Origin of the sequence: Lysobacter sp. Root494, from assembly GCF_001427225.1 — a bacterium.
Taxonomy (GTDB): Bacteria; Pseudomonadota; Gammaproteobacteria; order Xanthomonadales; family Xanthomonadaceae; genus Agrilutibacter.
This window is the reverse complement of sequence record NZ_LMFH01000008.1, coordinates 107,597-123,900: the sequence shown is the minus strand read 5'-3', so window position 1 is coordinate 123,900 and position 16,304 is coordinate 107,597. Positions and strand designations below refer to the sequence as shown.

The 16,304-nt window shown below is 66.0% G+C and carries 12 protein-coding genes and 1 riboswitch; of the genes, 7 read left to right on the top strand and 5 right to left on the bottom strand.

The features are described from left to right. The first annotated feature begins 368 nt into the window (after positions 1 to 368). The 4 genes from ASD14_RS13410 to ASD14_RS13390 all read left to right on the top strand — a co-directional run bounded on the left by ASD14_RS13410 (position 369) and on the right by ASD14_RS13390 (position 7,491). Positions 369 to 1,463, top strand: a complete 1,095-nt coding sequence (locus tag ASD14_RS13410; RefSeq protein ID WP_056134790.1) for a DNA topoisomerase IB — start codon at positions 369 to 371, stop codon at positions 1,461 to 1,463. 36 nt (positions 1,464 to 1,499) lie between these two features. Then, a riboswitch (cobalamin riboswitch) is annotated at positions 1,500 to 1,751 on the top strand. A gap of 395 nt (positions 1,752 to 2,146) precedes the next feature. Continuing rightward, positions 2,147 to 4,471, top strand: a complete 2,325-nt coding sequence (locus tag ASD14_RS13400; protein WP_082539014.1) for a ribonucleoside-diphosphate reductase subunit alpha — start codon at positions 2,147 to 2,149, stop codon at positions 4,469 to 4,471. 133 nt (positions 4,472 to 4,604) lie between these two features. Next, positions 4,605 to 5,624, top strand: coding sequence for a ribonucleotide-diphosphate reductase subunit beta (locus tag ASD14_RS13395; protein WP_056134784.1), 1,020 nt, complete (start codon positions 4,605 to 4,607; stop codon positions 5,622 to 5,624). 232 nt (positions 5,625 to 5,856) lie between these two features. Further along, the gene (locus tag ASD14_RS13390; protein ID WP_056134781.1) at positions 5,857 to 7,491 is read left to right on the top strand and encodes an NAD+ synthase; all 1,635 of its coding nucleotides are present in this window, start codon (positions 5,857 to 5,859) and stop codon (positions 7,489 to 7,491) included. Between the two features lie 169 nt (positions 7,492 to 7,660). On the opposite strand, the gene ASD14_RS13385 is transcribed toward ASD14_RS13390, so the two are convergent. Together ASD14_RS13385 and ASD14_RS13380 are read right to left on the bottom strand one after the other, a co-directional pair. Further along, positions 7,661 to 8,500, bottom strand: a complete 840-nt coding sequence (locus tag ASD14_RS13385; protein WP_056134778.1) for a PhzF family phenazine biosynthesis protein — start codon at positions 8,498 to 8,500, stop codon at positions 7,661 to 7,663. A 166-nt stretch (positions 8,501 to 8,666) separates the two neighbouring features. Further along, positions 8,667 to 9,539 (bottom strand): outer membrane protein assembly factor BamD, encoded by an 873-nt coding sequence (locus ASD14_RS13380; RefSeq protein WP_056134776.1) that lies wholly within the window; start codon positions 9,537 to 9,539, stop codon positions 8,667 to 8,669. An 87-nt stretch (positions 9,540 to 9,626) separates the two neighbouring features. Here ASD14_RS13380 and rluD point away from each other — a divergent pair, with 87 nt between their 5' ends. From rluD to ASD14_RS13365, 3 genes are read left to right on the top strand one after another with little or no spacing between them, the layout of a single operon-like run. Next, positions 9,627 to 10,613 (top strand): 23S rRNA pseudouridine(1911/1915/1917) synthase RluD, encoded by a 987-nt coding sequence (rluD, locus tag ASD14_RS13375; protein ID WP_056134773.1) that lies wholly within the window; start codon positions 9,627 to 9,629, stop codon positions 10,611 to 10,613. 21 nt (positions 10,614 to 10,634) lie between these two features. After that, entirely contained in the window at positions 10,635 to 11,393 is a 759-nt protein-coding gene (pgeF, locus tag ASD14_RS13370) for a peptidoglycan editing factor PgeF (RefSeq protein ID WP_235565421.1), read from the top strand. Continuing rightward, a complete protein-coding gene (locus ASD14_RS13365) occupies positions 11,390 to 11,926 on the top strand; it encodes a DUF4166 domain-containing protein (protein ID WP_056134767.1) in 537 nt (178 codons plus the stop codon). Before pgeF ends, ASD14_RS13365 begins: the two co-directional genes overlap by 4 nt. Positions 11,927 to 11,957: 31 nt before the next feature. On the opposite strand, the gene otsA is transcribed toward ASD14_RS13365, so the two are convergent. The 3 genes from otsA to otsB form a co-directional block, all read right to left on the bottom strand. Continuing rightward, a complete protein-coding gene (gene otsA, locus ASD14_RS13360) occupies positions 11,958 to 13,322 on the bottom strand; it encodes an alpha,alpha-trehalose-phosphate synthase (UDP-forming) (RefSeq protein ID WP_056134764.1) in 1,365 nt (454 codons plus the stop codon). A 274-nt stretch (positions 13,323 to 13,596) separates the two neighbouring features. Then, entirely contained in the window at positions 13,597 to 15,372 is a 1,776-nt protein-coding gene (locus ASD14_RS13355) for a glycoside hydrolase family 15 protein (protein ID WP_056134761.1), read from the bottom strand. Positions 15,373 to 15,448: 76 nt separating this feature from the next. Continuing rightward, a complete protein-coding gene (otsB, locus tag ASD14_RS13350; RefSeq protein WP_056134759.1) occupies positions 15,449 to 16,213 on the bottom strand; it encodes a trehalose-phosphatase in 765 nt (254 codons plus the stop codon). Positions 16,214 to 16,304 lie beyond the last annotated feature (91 nt).

The following is a 16,304-nucleotide window of genomic DNA, read 5'->3' as shown; positions in this document are numbered from 1 at the left end:
ATTTTTTTCCTTCTCTCGCCGTGATGTTTCCCTTCTCCCCGCTTGCGGGGAGAAGGTCGAAACGGCCGACAGGCCGTTGAGGGCAGGGCGGATAAAGGGGCGCGGCGGCGAAGCTGGCGCAATGCACCGCCTCGCTTCCGTTCACGCCACTTCCCCTCACCCTGCTTCGCTGCGCGAAGCGGTCCCTCTCCCCGCAAGCGGGGAGAGGGGTATTGCTCTGCGGAGCGACTGCGGTTCCTTCTCCCCGCTTGCGGGGAGAAGGTGCCCAACGGGCGGATGAGGGGCGCGGCGGCGAAGTCGACGCGCGGCAGCACGGATTCCTTCACGGCTGCTCATCACGTTGACGCAGCACGCCCGATCCTGCGCGCATGCCAGCCAGCAAGCCCGCAAGCAACGGCGACGCCATCGACGCCGCGCTCGAATCCGCAGTGCAAGGCGGCCTCGTCTACGTCAGCGACGCTGACCCCGGTTTCCGCCGCCGCCGCTCCGGCAACGGCTTTGTCTATCTCGACAGCAGCGGCAAATCCATTCGCGATACGCACACGCTCGCTCGCATCCGCGCACTGGCCATCCCGCCCGCGTACCGCGACGTGTGGATCTGCACTCGCGCCAACGGCCACCTGCAGGCGACCGGACGCGATGCGCGCGGTCGCAAGCAATACCGCTATCACGCGCGCTGGCGCGAGGTGCGCGACGCGGAGAAGTTCGACCGCATCGTCGCCTTCGGCAGTTCGCTGCCGCGGCTGCGGCGGCGCTTGCGCCGCGATCTCGCGATGTCCGGGCTGCCGCGAGACAAGGTGCTCGCGGTGGTGGTCGCGATCATGGCGGACACGATGGTTCGCATCGGCAACGAGGAATACGCGCGCGGCAACAAGGCCTTTGGCCTGACCACGCTGCGCAACCGCCATGTCGAATTCCTGCGCGGTGGGCGCGCGCGGCTGCGCTTCCGTGGCAAGGGCGGGCTGGAGCACGACGTCGTTCTGGACGACACGCGTCTCGCCAGGCTCGTTCGGAGCTGCCAGCAACTTCCCGGCCAGCAACTCTTCCAGTACGAAGACGACGACGGCCATGTGCAGCCGATCGACTCCGGCATGGTCAACGATTACCTGCGCGACGCGATGGGCGCCGATTTCACCGCAAAGGACTTTCGCACCTGGGGTGGCACGCTTGCCGCGATGCGACTGCTCGCGCGCGAAGCGGACCCCGGCGACGCGGATCCGCAGCCTAGCCAGCGCAGCATCGCAGCCACGCGCAACGCGGTGATTGCCGAAGTGGCCAAACAGCTGCGCAACACGCCCGCGGTGTGCCGCAAGTCGTACATCGATCCGGTGGTGCTCGACGCGTGGGGAGCCGGGCGACTGCATGCGTTCACCAAAGACGCGCGCGGCCAACGCCAGTGGGAGCAGGCCTTGCTGCGCTTCCTGCGCCGCGAGCGACGGGGTCTTGCTGGCAAGACAAGGTAATCAACATTTCGTGTTGACCGATTCGAATGACCACACTATCTTGTGGTCGTCGATGGTGCCGACCCCGCCAGGGGAAGGCTTAAAGGGAATCCGGTGAGGCGCGCTCGCACATGAGCAAGCCGATTCCGGAGCTGCCCCGCAGCGGTAACTGGTAACGACCCGCGTCAATGGCACTGGCCCGATCCCCAAGGGGATGCAGCTGGGAAGCGACGCGCAGTAGGAAGACGGCTCGCATCGCGAACCGCACGACCGGAAGCCCGAAAACCTGCCACGACCGGAAGTCTCCGTGTCGCCGCATTCCATCGCGCGCTTCGCGAACTACCGCTTGGCCAGGCGTCTCCGCGGGGAGCGACGGTCGATCATGCGGACACGTTCGTCCCGCGTCGTCGCACCGTTCGTGCATTTCATTCCATCTCTCCGCGTTGAAGCCGGCCCGCCCGAGGGGGCGGGGGCTGGTGCGTGCGTCGTCGCGACGGGTTTGGCACCCAATCGCAACGCGTGCGACCGCTTTCGCTTCTTCTCCACCTTCTACGGAGAGGACAGCCATGCATACCGAAACACTTGCCGAAATCGCGACCGGAACACCGGTCGGCGAAGACGCATCGCCTGCTTCCACGAATTCGTCGCCTACCAGCACGTCGCAGGGCAGCTTTGCGCTGACGCCGCCGCATGCACCGGCAACGATGACCATCACCAAGCGTGACGGCCGCCGCGAACCGGTCGACGTCGCCAAGATCGTGCGCGCGGTGACGCGCTGCTGCGATGGCCTCAACGAAATCGACCCGATGCGGGTCGCGCTCAAGACCATCGCCGGCATCTACGACGGCGCGACCACGCGCGAGCTCGACGAACTGTCGATCCGCACCGCCGCCGCCTTCACTGCGGAGGAACCGCAATACGCGCGCCTCGCCGCGCGCCTGCTCGCCGGATACATCGACAAGGAAGTCGCAGGCCTGGGCGTGTATTCGTTCTCGCAGTCGATTGTCCTCGGCCATGAACTCGGTCTGATCAACGACCGTGTGCGCGAAACGGTCGAGGCCAACGCGCGCAAGTTCAACGACGCGATCGATGCCGCGCAGACCCAGCGCTTCGAATACTTCGGCCTGCGCACGCTGTATGACCGCTACCTGCTCAAGCACCCGCAGCGCCGCAGCGTGATCGAGACGCCGCAGCACTTCTTCATGCGCATCGCGGTCGCGCTGACCGATTCGCCGGCGTCGGCGCTCGAGCTGTACCGGCTGATGGCCTCGCTCGATTACATCCCCAGTTCGCCGACGCTGTTCAATTCCGGGACGCGCCACGAGCAGCTGTCGTCCTGCTTCCTGCTCGATTCGCCGCAGGATTCGCTGACCGATATCTACGCGCGCTACGGCGAAGTCGCGCAGCTGTCGAAGTTCAGCGGCGGCATCGGACAAGCCTATTCGCGCATACGCTCGCGCGGCTCGCTGATCCGGTCCACCAACGGGCGCAGCAACGGCATCGTGCCGTGGCTGAAGACGCTGGACGCGTCGGTCGCCGCGGTGAACCAGGGCGGCAAGCGCAAGGGCGCGGCGTGCATCTACCTGGAAACCTGGCATGCGGACATCGAGGAATTCCTCGAGCTGCGCGAGAACACCGGCGACGAGGCGCGCCGCACGCACAACCTCAATCTCGCCAACTGGGTGCCGGACCTGTTCATGCAGCGCGTGGAGGCCGACGGCGACTGGTCGCTGTTCGATCCGTACGCGGTGCCGGAATTCGTGGACCTGTGGGGCGAAGCCTTCGAGCGCGCCTACATGCAGGCCGAACAGCAGGGCCTCGCCGCGAAGACAGTCAAGGCGCGCGAGCTGTACGCCCGGATGATGAAGGTGCTGGGCGAAACCGGTAACGGCTGGATGACGTTCAAGGACGCCTCCAACCGAGCCTGCAACCAGGTCGGCCCAGGCCGTACGGTGCACCTGTCCAACCTGTGCACGGAGATCCTCGAGGTCACTTCCGCCGAGGAGACGGCAGTGTGCAACCTGGGGTCGATCAACCTTGCGCAGCACGTGGCGCAGTTCGACGACGGAAAGATGGCGTTCGATTTCGACAAGCTCGCCGAAACCGTGCGCGTCGCGGTGCGTCAGCTCGACCGCGTGATCGACCTCAACTTCTATCCGATCGAATCCGCGCGTCGCTCCAACCTGCGCTGGCGCCCCGTCGGACTTGGAGTGATGGGCCTGCAGGACGTGTTCTTCAAACTGCGCCTGCCGTTCGATTCGGTCGACGCGCTGCAGCTGTCCACGAAGATTGCCGAGCGCATCTACCTGCATGCGCTGGAGGCGTCGTGCGAACTGGCCGAGAAGCAGGGCGCGCATCCGTCGTTCGCGGAAACGCGCGCGGCGACCGGCGCACTGCAGTTCGACCTGTGGGGCGTAACTCCTACGGAAACCGGCGCATGGGAGGCGCTGAAGCAGCGTGTCGCGCAACATGGCCTGCGCAACTCGCTGCTCATTGCCATCGCACCCACCGCGACGATCGCGTCGATTGCCGGCTGCTACGAATGCATCGAGCCGCAGGTATCCAACCTGTTCAAGCGCGAGACGCTGTCGGGCGATTTCCTGCAGATCAACCGCTATCTCGTGGAGGAATTGAAGAAGCTCGGCCTGTGGACCGAAGCCACGCGCGACGCGATCAAGCTGGCTGAAGGTTCCGTCCAGAACGTGGCAGGGATTCCCGAAGCGCTCAAGGCCGTCTACCGCACCGCATGGGAGTTGCCGCAGAAAGCGCTGATCGACCTGGCTGCCGCGCGAGGTCCCTATCTCGACCAGTCCCAGTCGCTCAACCTCTTCATGGAGAGTCCGAATATCGGCCGCCTCTCGTCCATGTACATGTATGCGTGGAAGTCGAAGCTGAAGACGACCTATTACCTGCGGTCGCGTCCGGCGACGCGCATTGCGAAGGCCACGATTGCTGCGCCTGCTTACACCGAGCAACAGGCGCTGGCCTGCTCGCTGGAAAACCCGGAGGCCTGCGAGGCCTGCCAGTAACTGCCCATGCGGGGACGGTGGGGCGGCGTCCAAAACCACAAGGAAGTGGATCCGTTAGCGACGCCCCGCCGCTCCCCGCACCTTCAACTTCTCCGCGTAGCGGAGAGGGCTTCCATTCTCCGGAGACCGCCGCATGTCCGCCGCAACCCGATCCCATCTCCTCGATCCCGGCTTCGCCCTCACCCTGCGGCCGATGCGCTACCCGCAGTTCTACGAGATGTACAAGGACGCGATCCGCAACACCTGGACCGTCGAGGAAATCGACTTCGGCATCGACCTCAACGACCTGCGCCACAAGCTCAGCGCCGCCGACCGCCACCTGATCGAACGCCTGGTCGCCTTCTTCGCCACGGGCGATTCGATCGTCGCCAACAACCTGGTGCTGAACCTCTACCAGCACATCAACGCGCCCGAGGCGCGCATGTACCTGTCGCGACAGCTATACGAGGAAGCACTGCACGTGCAGTTCTACCTCACGCTGCTCGACTCCTATATTCCCGACCCGGCACGCCGCGAAGAGGCCTTCGACGCGATCGAGAACATTCCCTCGATCCGGAGCAAAGCCGCGTTCTGCTTCAAATGGATGGACTCGATCCAGTCCGTGCAGCGACTGGAGACACGCGAGCAGCGCCGCGCGTTCCTGCTCAACCTGATCTGCTTCGCGTGCTGCATCGAAGGGCTGTTCTTCTTCGCCGCGTTCGCCTATGTCTGGTTCCTGCGCTCGCGCGGCCTGCTACCGGGGCTCGCCGCCGGAACCAACTGGGTCTTCCGCGACGAGTCCGGGCACATGGCCTTCGCTTTCGAAGTGATCCGCACAGTGCGGAGCGAGGATCCGGGCCTGTTCGATGCCGGCATGGAACGCGACGTGCGCGCGATGCTGCGCGAGGCGATCGAAGTGGAAGCCGGCTTCGCGGATGACGTGCTCTCCGGCGGTGTGAACGGACTGTCGTCGCGCGAGATGCGCCAGTACCTCGAATATGTCGCCGACCTGCGCCTGGCCGCGCTCGGCATGGCGCCGGAATTTGGGACGAAGAATCCATTCCCGTTCATGGACCTGCAGGACGTGCAGGAGTTGACCAATTTCTTCGAGCGTCGCGTGTCGGCGTACCAGGTGGGAATCAGCGGTGCGGTGGCGTTCGAAGAGGCGTTCTGAAAACCGCCCCTCACCCTGCGTCGCTGTGCGACGCGGTCCCTCTCCCCGCATGCGGGGAGAGGGGAATGGCAGCTGCTTAATCCATCCCTCGGCCACGCTGAAGCCACAGCTATAGCCCACCCTCGCTCCGCCTGCGGGGAGAGGCACAGCTTCGCGTAGCGAAGCAGGGTGAGGGGAGGACCCGCGTGATCGCCGCCGTTAGAATGCGCGCACACGCAAGCTGGAGCAGGGCATGACATTGCGGATCGCATTGGCGCAGTTCGATTTCCCGGTGGGCGCGGTGACGAAGAACGTCGATCGCATCATCGAGATGATCGCTACCGCACGCGAGGAATACGGCGCCGACCTGGTGCTGTTCCCCGAACTGGCGCTCAGCGGTTATCCCCCGGAGGACCTGCTGTTGCGGCCTTCGTTCCTCGCCGACTGCGAGGCCGCGATCCAGCGCATCGCACGCGCGGCCACCGGCATCGTCGCGATCGTCGGCTGGCCGCAGTCCGCCGGTGCGGTGGTGTACAACGCGGCCAGCGTGCTGCGCGATGGCCAGGTCGCGCAGACCTATCGCAAGCGCGAACTGCCGAACTACGCCGTGTTCGACGAGCGCCGCTATTTCGAGGTCGATCCGGATCGCGACAACTGCGTCTTCGCGGTGAAGGACACGCAGGTCGGGCTGATCATCTGTGAAGACCTGTGGTTCCCCGAAGTCTTCGCGCAGACCGTCGCGGCCGGCGCGCAGGTGGTGATGGTGCCGAACGCGTCGCCGTTCGAGCGCGACAAGCACGCGCAGCGGGACAACCTGCTGGCACAGCGTGCACGGGAAACTAGTGCGGCGATCGCCTACCTCAACCTCGTCGGCGGACAGGACGCCGTCGTGTTCGACGGGGCATCGGTGGTCGCCGATGGCGATGGCACCGTGCATCCCGCTGCGGCTGCCTTCACCGACCAGTGGCTGGTCGTCGACTTCGACACGGTTACGCGCAAGTTCTCGCCGGTGCAGTGGATCGACGACGGCGACGAGAGCCGCGATGCGCTGGCCTGGCGCGCGGTGGTGCGCGGAACGCGCGACTATCTCGCCAAGAACGGCTTCAAGCACGCATGGATTGGCCTGTCGGGAGGCATCGATTCATCGCTCGTGCTCGCCATCGCCGTGGACGCCCTGGGCGCGGAGAACGTCACCGCCGTGCGGATGCCTTCGCGCTATACCGCCGGACTGTCGAACGATCTCGCCGAGGAACAGTGCCGCGCGCAGGGCGTGCGCATGATCACCGTGCCGATCGAGAAGCCGTTCCAGGGTTTCCTCGATGCACTGTCGGAGCAGTTCGAAGGCAAGCCGCTCGATGTAGCCGAAGAGAACCTGCAGTCGCGCAGTCGCGGCGCGATCATGATGGCGCTGAGCAACAAGTTCGGCGGACTGCTGCTGACCACCGGCAACAAGAGCGAATACGCCGTCGGTTACGCGACGATCTACGGCGACATGTGCGGCGGCTACGCGCCGCTGAAGGACTTGTACAAGACCGAGGTGTTCGCGCTCGCCCGCTGGCGCAACACGGTGGGTGACATCGTGATTCCGCAGGGCGTGATCGATCGTCCGCCGTCGGCGGAACTGCGTGAGAACCAGAAGGACCAGGATTCACTGCCGCCCTACGACGTGCTCGACGCGATCCTCTATCGCCATGTCGACCTGGAGCAGTCGGGCGCGGAGATCGTTGCCGCGGGCTACGACGCGGCAACGGTGGAAAGAGTGCTGCGGCTGGTGCGCATCAGCGAATGGAAGCGGCACCAGGCCGCGCCGGGACCAAAAGTCTCACGGCGCGCATTCGGGCGCGAACGCCGCTACCCGATCACGAATGGGTACATGGACGGCAGGTAGATCACGCGCTGCGGCGCGTTTGATCGCAGCCGCTTTTGCTCGCGGCGAGGTGTCGTGGCGCGCATCCGGTCGCGACAAATGGTTTGCTCGTGCTTCACAGTCACCTGTAGCGGCGCGCCTGCGCGGCGCCGTGTTGCCTCCGCACCGCACAGGCGCGCGCTGAAGAAGCTCATTCAACCGGCACCGCTTGCCCGGTAACGCGAATCCCGCCGTGCTCGCCGATATCGACAGTCAGCAGGCTCGGCCGCCCCATGTCCACGCCCTGATGAATCGTGACCGTCGCGGGCGTGGCAACCAGGCCCAGTTCACGCAGGTACGCACCGAACGCAGCCGCCGAGGCGCCCGTCGCCGGATCCTCCACCACGCCGCCGGGCGGAAATGGATTGCGTGCATGGAAGAGCGTCGGCGCCTCACGCCAGACCAGCGCCACGGTCGTCAGGTCGAGAGCCAGCATGAGTTCCTTGAGCGCCGCGTAGTCGTAGTCGAGCGCGCTCAGACGTTCGCGCGTGCGCGCGGCAAGGATCAGGTGCCGTGCTCCGGCGAAACCGATGCGTGGCGGCAGGGCAGGGTCCAGATCCTCCGGCGACCACCGCAACGCACCCAGCGCACCGCCCAGCGCTTCATCCGAAACGGCTTCGACGTGCGGCTCCACGCTGGTGAGCGTGGCGGTGGTGCGCGTGCCTTCTCGGTGCGTTTCCACTCCAACTTCACCGGCGCGCGTGTGTAAACGGATGGTCCCTGGATGCGTGCGTTCCGCCAGCGCCACCGCGGCGGCGATCGTGGCATGACCGCAGAAGGTGATCTCCTTTTCCGGCGAGTAATAGCGCACGTCGTATTCGTTGCCGGTGCGAGGAACCAGGAACGCGGTCTCCGAGTAACCCACGTCGGCGGCGATGGCCTGCATTCGTGCGGCATCGAGTCCGCGGGCATCCAGCACTACGCCGGCTGGATTGCCGCCGCTGGGAATCGCAGTGAACGCGGTGTAGCGGAGGATCTCGGGTTCGTTCATGGCAGTGTCGACCGGTAGGGGCGGACAGTGTGGCGCCGAAGGCGACGTGCGGGGTGCGGCAACAGGCACGCAGCGTTCTGCGAGCTTCCCTTCGGAACGGCGCCCGCGGACCAAAACAAAAACGCCGCCCTGAGGGCGGCGTCATGCACGGGTGGAAACCAGTCGCTCAGTTGCCGTCGTTATCCAGCGCCGACTTCTCGCCCGCGAACGGATTGAGCTTTCGCAGGTTGCTCGGGTAGTCCGGCCAGTCGCCGCTCAGGTACGGGTGGTTCGGATCGTTCTGCTGCAGCACCCGTTTGGCGTCGTCGGCCAGCGTCTTGTTGCCCAGCCCCGTGTAGGCGGCGGCAAGCGTCGCCACGGCGTCGTTCTGGTACTTGCTCTGGGGATAGGTCTCGAGCACGCGCTTGGCACGGTCGGCGGCGGCAACGTAGGCCGTGCGACGCAGGTAATACAGGGCAACATCGAGCTCGTGCCGGGCGAACACGTTGCGCAGTTCGGCCATGCGCTTGCGCGCGTCTTCGGCATAACGGCTGTTCGGATAGCGCTCGGCGACGATCTGGAAGTCGTTGTAGGCCTGCTGCGGCGTCGCCAGGTCGCGACGGCTCGGGTCGAGGCGCCACACCTTCTGCAGGAACACCGTCTGCCGGCTCGAATCCACCAGGCCGCGCAGGTAATACATGTACGACGTGTTGCGATGGGTCGGGTAGGTGCGGATGAAGCGGTCGATGCTGTTGATCGCATCGTCGTGCTTGCCCGACTTGTACTGCGCGTAGGCGGTTTCGACCAGCGCCTGCTCGGTGTACGTGCCGTAGGGGTACTGGGCGATGAGGCGCTTGAAGACGAGCTCGGCGCCCGCCCAGTTGCCGTGGCGCATCAGCTTGTGCGCCTTGTCGTACAGCTGTTCGACCGGCTGGCCTTCGTTGGCGTTCTCGTCCTTGAACATGCCCTTGACCCGGGCGCAGCCCGAACCGGCGAGGACGGCAATCAGCAGCAGGCAGAGCAGGGCGCGCGAGGCGATGCGGTTACGGCTGGGGGTCATGGGGCAGGAGGCTTTTTGCGGACGCCGGAGGCACGAAACCCGGATAATAGCAGCCCGGCGATCCGCCCCCTGAATCAACACCCCCGTATGAGCGGCTCCGCTGACACCCCTTCCACCCAGCTTTCCGCCGTCGTTCCCGACAGCAGCGCCGGCCGTCGCTTCGACGCGGTGCTTGCGGAACTTTTTCCGGATTACTCGCGCTCGCGGCTCTCGGCCTGGATCAAGTCCGGCGACGCCCGGCTCGATGGCAGGGAAGTCCGCCCGCGCGATCCGGTGCGCGGCGGCGAGGTCGTGACCCTGACTGTCGTGCTCGACGTGCAGACCCATTCCGAGCCCGAAGACATCGCCCTCGACGTGCTGTACGAGGACGCGCACGTCTTCGTCATCAACAAGCCCGCGGGCCTGGTGGTGCACCCGGGTGCGGGCAATCCGGCCGGCACGCTGGTCAATGCACTGCTGCATCGCGATGCCGCGCTGAATGCCTTGCCGCGCGCCGGCATCGTCCATCGCCTCGACAAGGACACCTCCGGCGTCATGGTCGTCGCGCGCACGCTGCCCGCGCATACCGCGTTGATCGAACAGCTGTCCTCGCGCGAAGTGCACCGCCAGTACCTCGCGGTCGTGGTCGGCGCGCTCGTCTCCGGCGGCACCGCGAATGCGCCGATCGACCGCCATCCGCGCGACCGCATCCGCATGGCCGTGCGCGACGATGGCAAGGATGCGGTGACGCACTTCCGCCTGCGCGAACGGTTCCGCGCGCACACGCTGCTCGAATGCCGCCTCGAGACCGGCCGTACCCACCAGATCCGCGTGCACATGCAGCATCTCAAGCATCCGATCGTCGGCGATCCGCTTTATGGCGGTCCGTTGAAGCTGCCCAAGGGCGCCACGCCGGAACTGATCGAGGCGCTGCGTGGCTTCCGCCGCCAGGCACTGCATGCCGAAGTGCTGGAGTTCGCGCACCCGGTCACCGGCGAAGCCGTGCGTTGCAGTGCGCCGATACCTGACGACATGCGTGCTTTGGTGCGAGCGCTGCACGACGATGCAGTGGCGGCGAAGCAGGACAGTCGCTAGAGGCGCCCCGTGCATCCTGCACTGCTTCCCGCCGCATGGCCTTTACCCGATCATGTCTGTGGAAGCCGTGTGCACGGCTTCACCACGCTGCGGCGCGGCGCGGGCCTGTCGAAGCCGCCGTTCGACAGTTTCAACATGGGCCTGCGCTCGGGTGACGATGAAGATGCGGTGTTGCAGAACCGCACGCAGCTCATGGACATCGCGCAGCTGCCCTCCTCGCCGCACTGGCTGCAGCAGGTACACGGCGCCGGCGTCGTGCGGCTTGACGGCGATGTGTTTCCCAGCGAACCCGAGGCCGATGCCGCGGTGACGTCAACACCGGGCGTCGTGCTCGCGATCCTCACCGCCGACTGCCTGCCGGTGCTGTTCGCCGCCAAGGACGGCAGCGAAGTCGGTGCCACGCATGCGGGCTGGCGCGGACTTGCCGCTGGCGTGCTCGAAGCGACGGTTGCGGAAATGCGCACGCCTGCCGACCAGCTGGTCGCATGGCTGGGCCCCGCGGCAGGCCCGCAGAAGTACGAAATCGGCGTGGAGGTCTACGACGCATTCGTCGCGCAGGACTGGAGCGCGGGCCGCGCCTTCACCAGCACGCGCCCGAACCACTGGAACGTCGACCTCTATTCGCTTGCGCGACGCCGTCTCGAAAAAGCCGGCCTGCGCGCGCACGACATCCATGGCGGTGCCCTGTGCACCATCACCGATCCGCAATCGTTCTACTCGCACCGGCGCGACCAGCGCACCGGCCGCATGGCCTCGCTGGTGTGGATCGCGCCACATTGAACGCACCCACGACGCCGCTGCTGTTTCCGGAACTGCTCGGTTCCGGATTCGGAGCATTGCCGCCACGGGTGCGCATGGTGCATCTGCGCCAAGGTCCGCAACACCTTTCAGGTGAAGTCGAGGTCGCGCGCGGCACGCGCTGGCTCTCGCGCCTGTGCGCGTGGGCGACGCGCCTCCCACCCGCGGGCAAGGGGCCGATCACCGTCGAGATTGACGCGACGCCCGGTCACGAGCGCTGGACACGCCATGTTGCCAGCCACGCGATGCCATCCCGCCTGTGGTCGCGGGACGGGCTCCTCTGCGAGAGGCTCGGACTCGTCACGTTCGGTTTCCGGTTGCATGCCGAAGACGGCGCCATTGTCTGGCGCGTGGAACGCGTGCGGGTATTCGGCTTGCCGTTGCCAAAGGCGTGGTTCGACGGCGTGGGCGCGCGCGAATCCGAATTCGATGGCCGTTACCACTTCGATGTCGCTGCAAGCCTGCCGCTCGCAGGGTTGCTGGTTCGGTACAAAGGCTGGTTGCACGTCGACTGATTTGTGTCGCCTACGGTGACATCGCAGAAAGTCACGCCGCGCGCAGCGTCGCCAGGAAATGCTGCCGCCAAGCAGTGATGTCGTGTTGGCGAAGGCGGGTGAACATCGCCTGCCAGCGTTCGCGTCGTTCATCGAGCGGCATGCTCACCGCGGCGGCGATGGCATCGGCGACGCCGTCGGTGTCGTAGGGATTGACCAGCAGGGCGGGCGTGAGTTCGCGCGCGGCGCCGGCGAAGCTGGATAGCACTAGTACGCCGGGATTTTCGGGATCCTGCGCGGCGACGAATTCCTTCGCCACCAGGTTCATGCCGTCGCGCAAGGGCGTGACCAGCGCAACGCGCGCGAGGCGGAAGAAGCCTGCGAGCGTCGCGTGCGGGTAGTTGCGGTTGACGTAGCGCACCGGTGTCCAGTCGGCGTCGGCGTGCGTGCCGTTGATGTGCCCTGCGAGCCGTTCGAGTTCCTGCCGCAACGTGCGGTATTCGGGTACCTCCCCGCGCGATACCGGCGCGATCTGCAAGTAGGTCATCGTGCCGCGCTGTTCGGGATGGCGTTGCAGGTAGCGCTCGAAGGCACGGAAGCGTTCGGGCAATCCCTTCGAGTAATCGAGGCGGTCCACGCCGATCGCCAGCGCGCGGCCGGACAGGCTCGCCGCCAACCGTTTCGCGCTCGCCTTGCCCGCGGACCTCGTCGCGAGATCGCTGATGTGCGCGGTGTCGATGCTGATCGGGAAGGCACCCGCGCGCAGGCGTCGTCCTTCCGCGGTTTCGAGCACGCCGTGTTCGACGACGCGGCCACGGCCGAACAGGCGCACGTAGTCCTGGAAGCGTTCGAGATCGCGTTCGGTCTGGAAACCGACCAGGTCGTAGGCCGACAACCCTTCGAAGAGCCGCCGGTGGTCCGGCAGCGCGGCGAGCAGGTCCGATGACGGCATCGGCACGTGCAGGAAGAAGCCGAGGCGGCAGGTTGCGCCGCGTTCGCGCAGCAGCTGCGCGAGGGGGATCAGGTGGTAGTCGTGCACCCAGACGATGTCGTCTTCATGCAGCAGCGGAGCGAGGCGATCCGCGAACAGCGCGTTGACGCGCAGGTAGCCGGCATACATCTCGCGGCTGTAATCGACCAGGTCCATGCGGAAGTGCAGCAGCGGCCACAGCGTGCGATTGGCGAAGCCGTGGTAGTAGTCGTCGCGGTCCTGCTCGGAGAGGTCGACCGTGATGTAGCGGATGTTGCCGGCATCCTGCTCGTGGATGCGGCCCGACTCGTTCGCGACGCGGCCGCTCCAGCCGAACCAGAGGCCACCGGATTCCTCGATCGCCGCCTTCAATGCGATGGCCAGTCCGCCGGCGCGCGCTTCGCCGGGAATTGCTACGCGGTTGGAGACCATGACGAGACGGGTCATGGGGCGGTCCGGTGTTTCGTTTCGCAGTTGCGTGTGTTGCGCTTGCTCTCGCTCCTGCTTCTGCCTCTGCTCTTGCTCCTGCCTGTGCTTCTTCTTTCGCTCGTCATTCCCGCGAAAGCGGGAATCCAGTGACTTTGCTGTTGTTTTTGTTGTTTTATGAAAATCACGAGCAACGGCAAAAACGAAGGCACTGGATGAACGGACATTCGTCCGTGGAAAAGACTCCCGCTTTCGCGGGAATGACGAGCAACGGCAACGGCAGTAGCCATGGCGCTCACACAGCATCCCGCCACGGCCGCGACAACCGCATCGCCGCGATGATCAGCCCGACATGCGAATACGTCTGCGGGAAATTGCCCCACGGCTCGCCTTCGAACGACAGGTCCTCCGACAGCAGGCCCAACGGATTGCGCTTCGCCAGCAGCCGCTCGAACATGCCGCGTGCTTCTTCCTTGCGGCCGATCGCGGCGAGCGCATCGATGTACCAGAACGTGCAGATGGTGAAGCTGGTTTCCGGCACGCCGAAATCGTCGGGCGCGGTATAGCGGAACAGGGCGTCGCCGCGCTTGAGGTCGCGTCCGATCGCGTCCACGGTCGCGATGAAGCGCGGATCGTCGGCCGCAACGAAGCCGAGGTCGGCCAGCAGCAACAGCGAAGCATCGAGCCGGTGTCCGCCGAACGCGTCGACGAAGTGTCCCCGTCCGGTATCGAGCGCCGCATCCATGATCCGCGCATGCATCTGCTCCGCGCGGTCGTGCCAGTACACGGCGCGTTCGGGCAGATGCAGGTGCGTGGCGATCTTGCCGAGGCGGTCGCAGGCCGCCCAGCACATCACGGCCGAATAGGTGTGCGTCTCGGCGCGGCCGCGGAACTCCCAGAGGCCGGCATCGGGATGTTCGTAGAATTCGAAGGCGCGCTCGCCCACGGGTTCCAGACGCGAGAACGTGGCAGCGTCACCCGGCGTGTCGAGGCGCTGGTCGAAGAACAGCTGCGTCGCCGCGAGCACCACGCTGCCATACACGTCGTGCTGTTTCTGCAGCCACGCAAGGTTGCCGCGCCGCACCGGTCCCATGCCGCGGTAACCGGCGAGCGATGGCACTTCCTCTTCGGTGAGTTCGGTTTCGAAACCGACCCCGTACAGCGGTTGCAGCGCGCCGGATTCGAACGTGGCGAGGTTGGCGAGATAGCGCAGGTAATCCTCCATCGTGCGCGTCGCGCCAAGGCGGTTGAGCGCGCGCACCACGAAGGCCGCGTCGCGCAGCCAGCAGTAGCGGTAATCCCAGTTGCGCACCGTGTGCGGCGCTTCGGGCACCGAGGTTGTGATCGCCGCGACAATCGCCCCCGTGTCCTCGTATTGGCACAGCTTGAGCGTGATCGCGCTGCGGATCACCGCGTCCTGCCATTCCAGCGGAATCGAGAGGTAGCGCGTCCATTCGCGCCAGTAGTCGACCGTGCGTTCCTCCGCCTGCCGTACGTACGGCCCGACGGCTTCGGTCAGCGTTTCATCGGGGCCAAGCACGAGATGCACGTCGCGATCCAGCACGAACGGCAGCGCGTCGCGGATCATGCGCACCGGCACGTCGCTGGTCAGTCGCAGGATGAAGCCCGATAGCAGGTAGCGCACATGGTTGCTGCCCCAGGTGATATCGGGAATGCGCGCCCCATAGTCGGCCAGCGGCCGCATCAGCACACGGATGCGGGGACTGCCCGAGAGGCGCCGCAAGCGCCGCATCAGCATCACCGGACGGAAGAAGCGTTCGTGGTGCCGCCAGCGTGGCGCGAAGTCGGTGATTTCCACGGCGCCGCCGTTGGAATCGCGCAGCACGGTACGCAGCACCGCGGTATTGGGAATGTAGTGCTGCTCGGAGGCGACGCAATCCTGCAACTCGATGGTGTAGTCCCCGCCGGCGCCTATCGTGGGCGAGAGCAGGGCACAGAACGTCGGATCGCCATCGAACGCAGGTACGCAGCCCCACACGATGCGCGCGCTGCCATCGACCAGCGCCGCGATGCTGCCGTTGCCGATGATGCCGAGGTCGAGTGTCGCCATCAGGTTGCTTCCTCTTCGTAGCGGTGAAGTTCGCTGCACGGCGCACCGAGCGCATCCGCGCGATTCGCGTGGCAATTCACGCGGCAATTTCCGGCGCGAGCTGTTCTGCCGCAGCATGCAGCCACCCACGCACCGCGGTGGGATCGTGCAGGCCGTACCGTGCCGCGGATGGCGAACGGTTGCCGACGAGCACCGTCGCGCCAAGTCGCGCATTGACGAGATCGAAGCCGTGTTCGTCGGTCAGGTCATCGCCGACGAACACCGGAAAGCGCCCCCGCATCGCAGGCGTGTCGAGGAGCGCCGCGACCGCATCGCCCTTGTTGTGTCCATCGGGACGCAGCTCGATGACATCGCGGCCGCGCTGCACGCCATAGCCGGGCAGGAGCGTGAGCGCCCAGTGCGCGAGTTCGATCAAGGCTTCTTCGGCGGCCGGCGCATTCCGCCAGTGCAGTGCCAGTGCGATGCCCTTGTCTTCGATGAGCGAACCGGGGAATTTGGCTACGAGCGCGCTCGCCGCCGACAGCACCGTCGCGCGGTCGCTGCTCTGCTCATGCGCGATGACGGGGCCTTCGCGTGTCTGCAATCCATGCAGGCCGATGATCGGCAGGCGCAGGGGCGTGAACAGCACGTCGAGTGTTTCGATGCGGCGTCCGCTCACCAGCGCGATGGCGCCACCGAGCGCCTCGTGCATGCGGCCCAGGTCCTCGACGAGGCCGGGCGGAACGTAGACCGCATCCGGCGTGGGCGCCAGGTCGAGGAGGGTCCCGTCCACGTCGAGGAAGAGGGCCCAGTCTCGTGAAGGGGGCGGCGGGGGCGGCAGGCGGGCGGGGTCTGCGCTCATGCGGCCATTGTGGTGACAGGTATGTAAGCGCCAGGTGGACAGGCCCGGATGCATGCTCATCGGCTGTGCGGGGCCGCTTGAAACAATCGTC

Bases quoted from the DNA above. Each gene is read 5' to 3' on its own strand.
- ASD14_RS13410 (WP_056134790.1), top strand. From the start codon at position 369: ATGCCAGCCAGCAAGCCCGCAAGCAACGGCGACGCCATCGACGCCGCG.
- ASD14_RS13400 (WP_082539014.1), top strand. From the start codon at position 2,147: ATGACCATCACCAAGCGTGACGGCCGCCGCGAACCGGTCGACGTCGCC.
- ASD14_RS13395 (WP_056134784.1), top strand. From the start codon at position 4,605: ATGTCCGCCGCAACCCGATCCCATCTCCTCGATCCCGGCTTCGCCCTC.
- ASD14_RS13390 (WP_056134781.1), top strand. From the start codon at position 5,857: ATGACATTGCGGATCGCATTGGCGCAGTTCGATTTCCCGGTGGGCGCG.
- ASD14_RS13385 (WP_056134778.1), bottom strand. From the start codon at position 8,500: ATGAACGAACCCGAGATCCTCCGCTACACCGCGTTCACTGCGATTCCC.
- ASD14_RS13380 (WP_056134776.1), bottom strand. From the start codon at position 9,539: ATGACCCCCAGCCGTAACCGCATCGCCTCGCGCGCCCTGCTCTGCCTG.
- rluD (WP_056134773.1), top strand. From the start codon at position 9,627: ATGAGCGGCTCCGCTGACACCCCTTCCACCCAGCTTTCCGCCGTCGTT.
- otsA (WP_056134764.1), bottom strand. From the start codon at position 13,322: ATGACCCGTCTCGTCATGGTCTCCAACCGCGTAGCAATTCCCGGCGAA.
- ASD14_RS13355 (WP_056134761.1), bottom strand. From the start codon at position 15,372: ATGGCGACACTCGACCTCGGCATCATCGGCAACGGCAGCATCGCGGCG.
- otsB (WP_056134759.1), bottom strand. From the start codon at position 16,213: ATGAGCGCAGACCCCGCCCGCCTGCCGCCCCCGCCGCCCCCTTCACGA.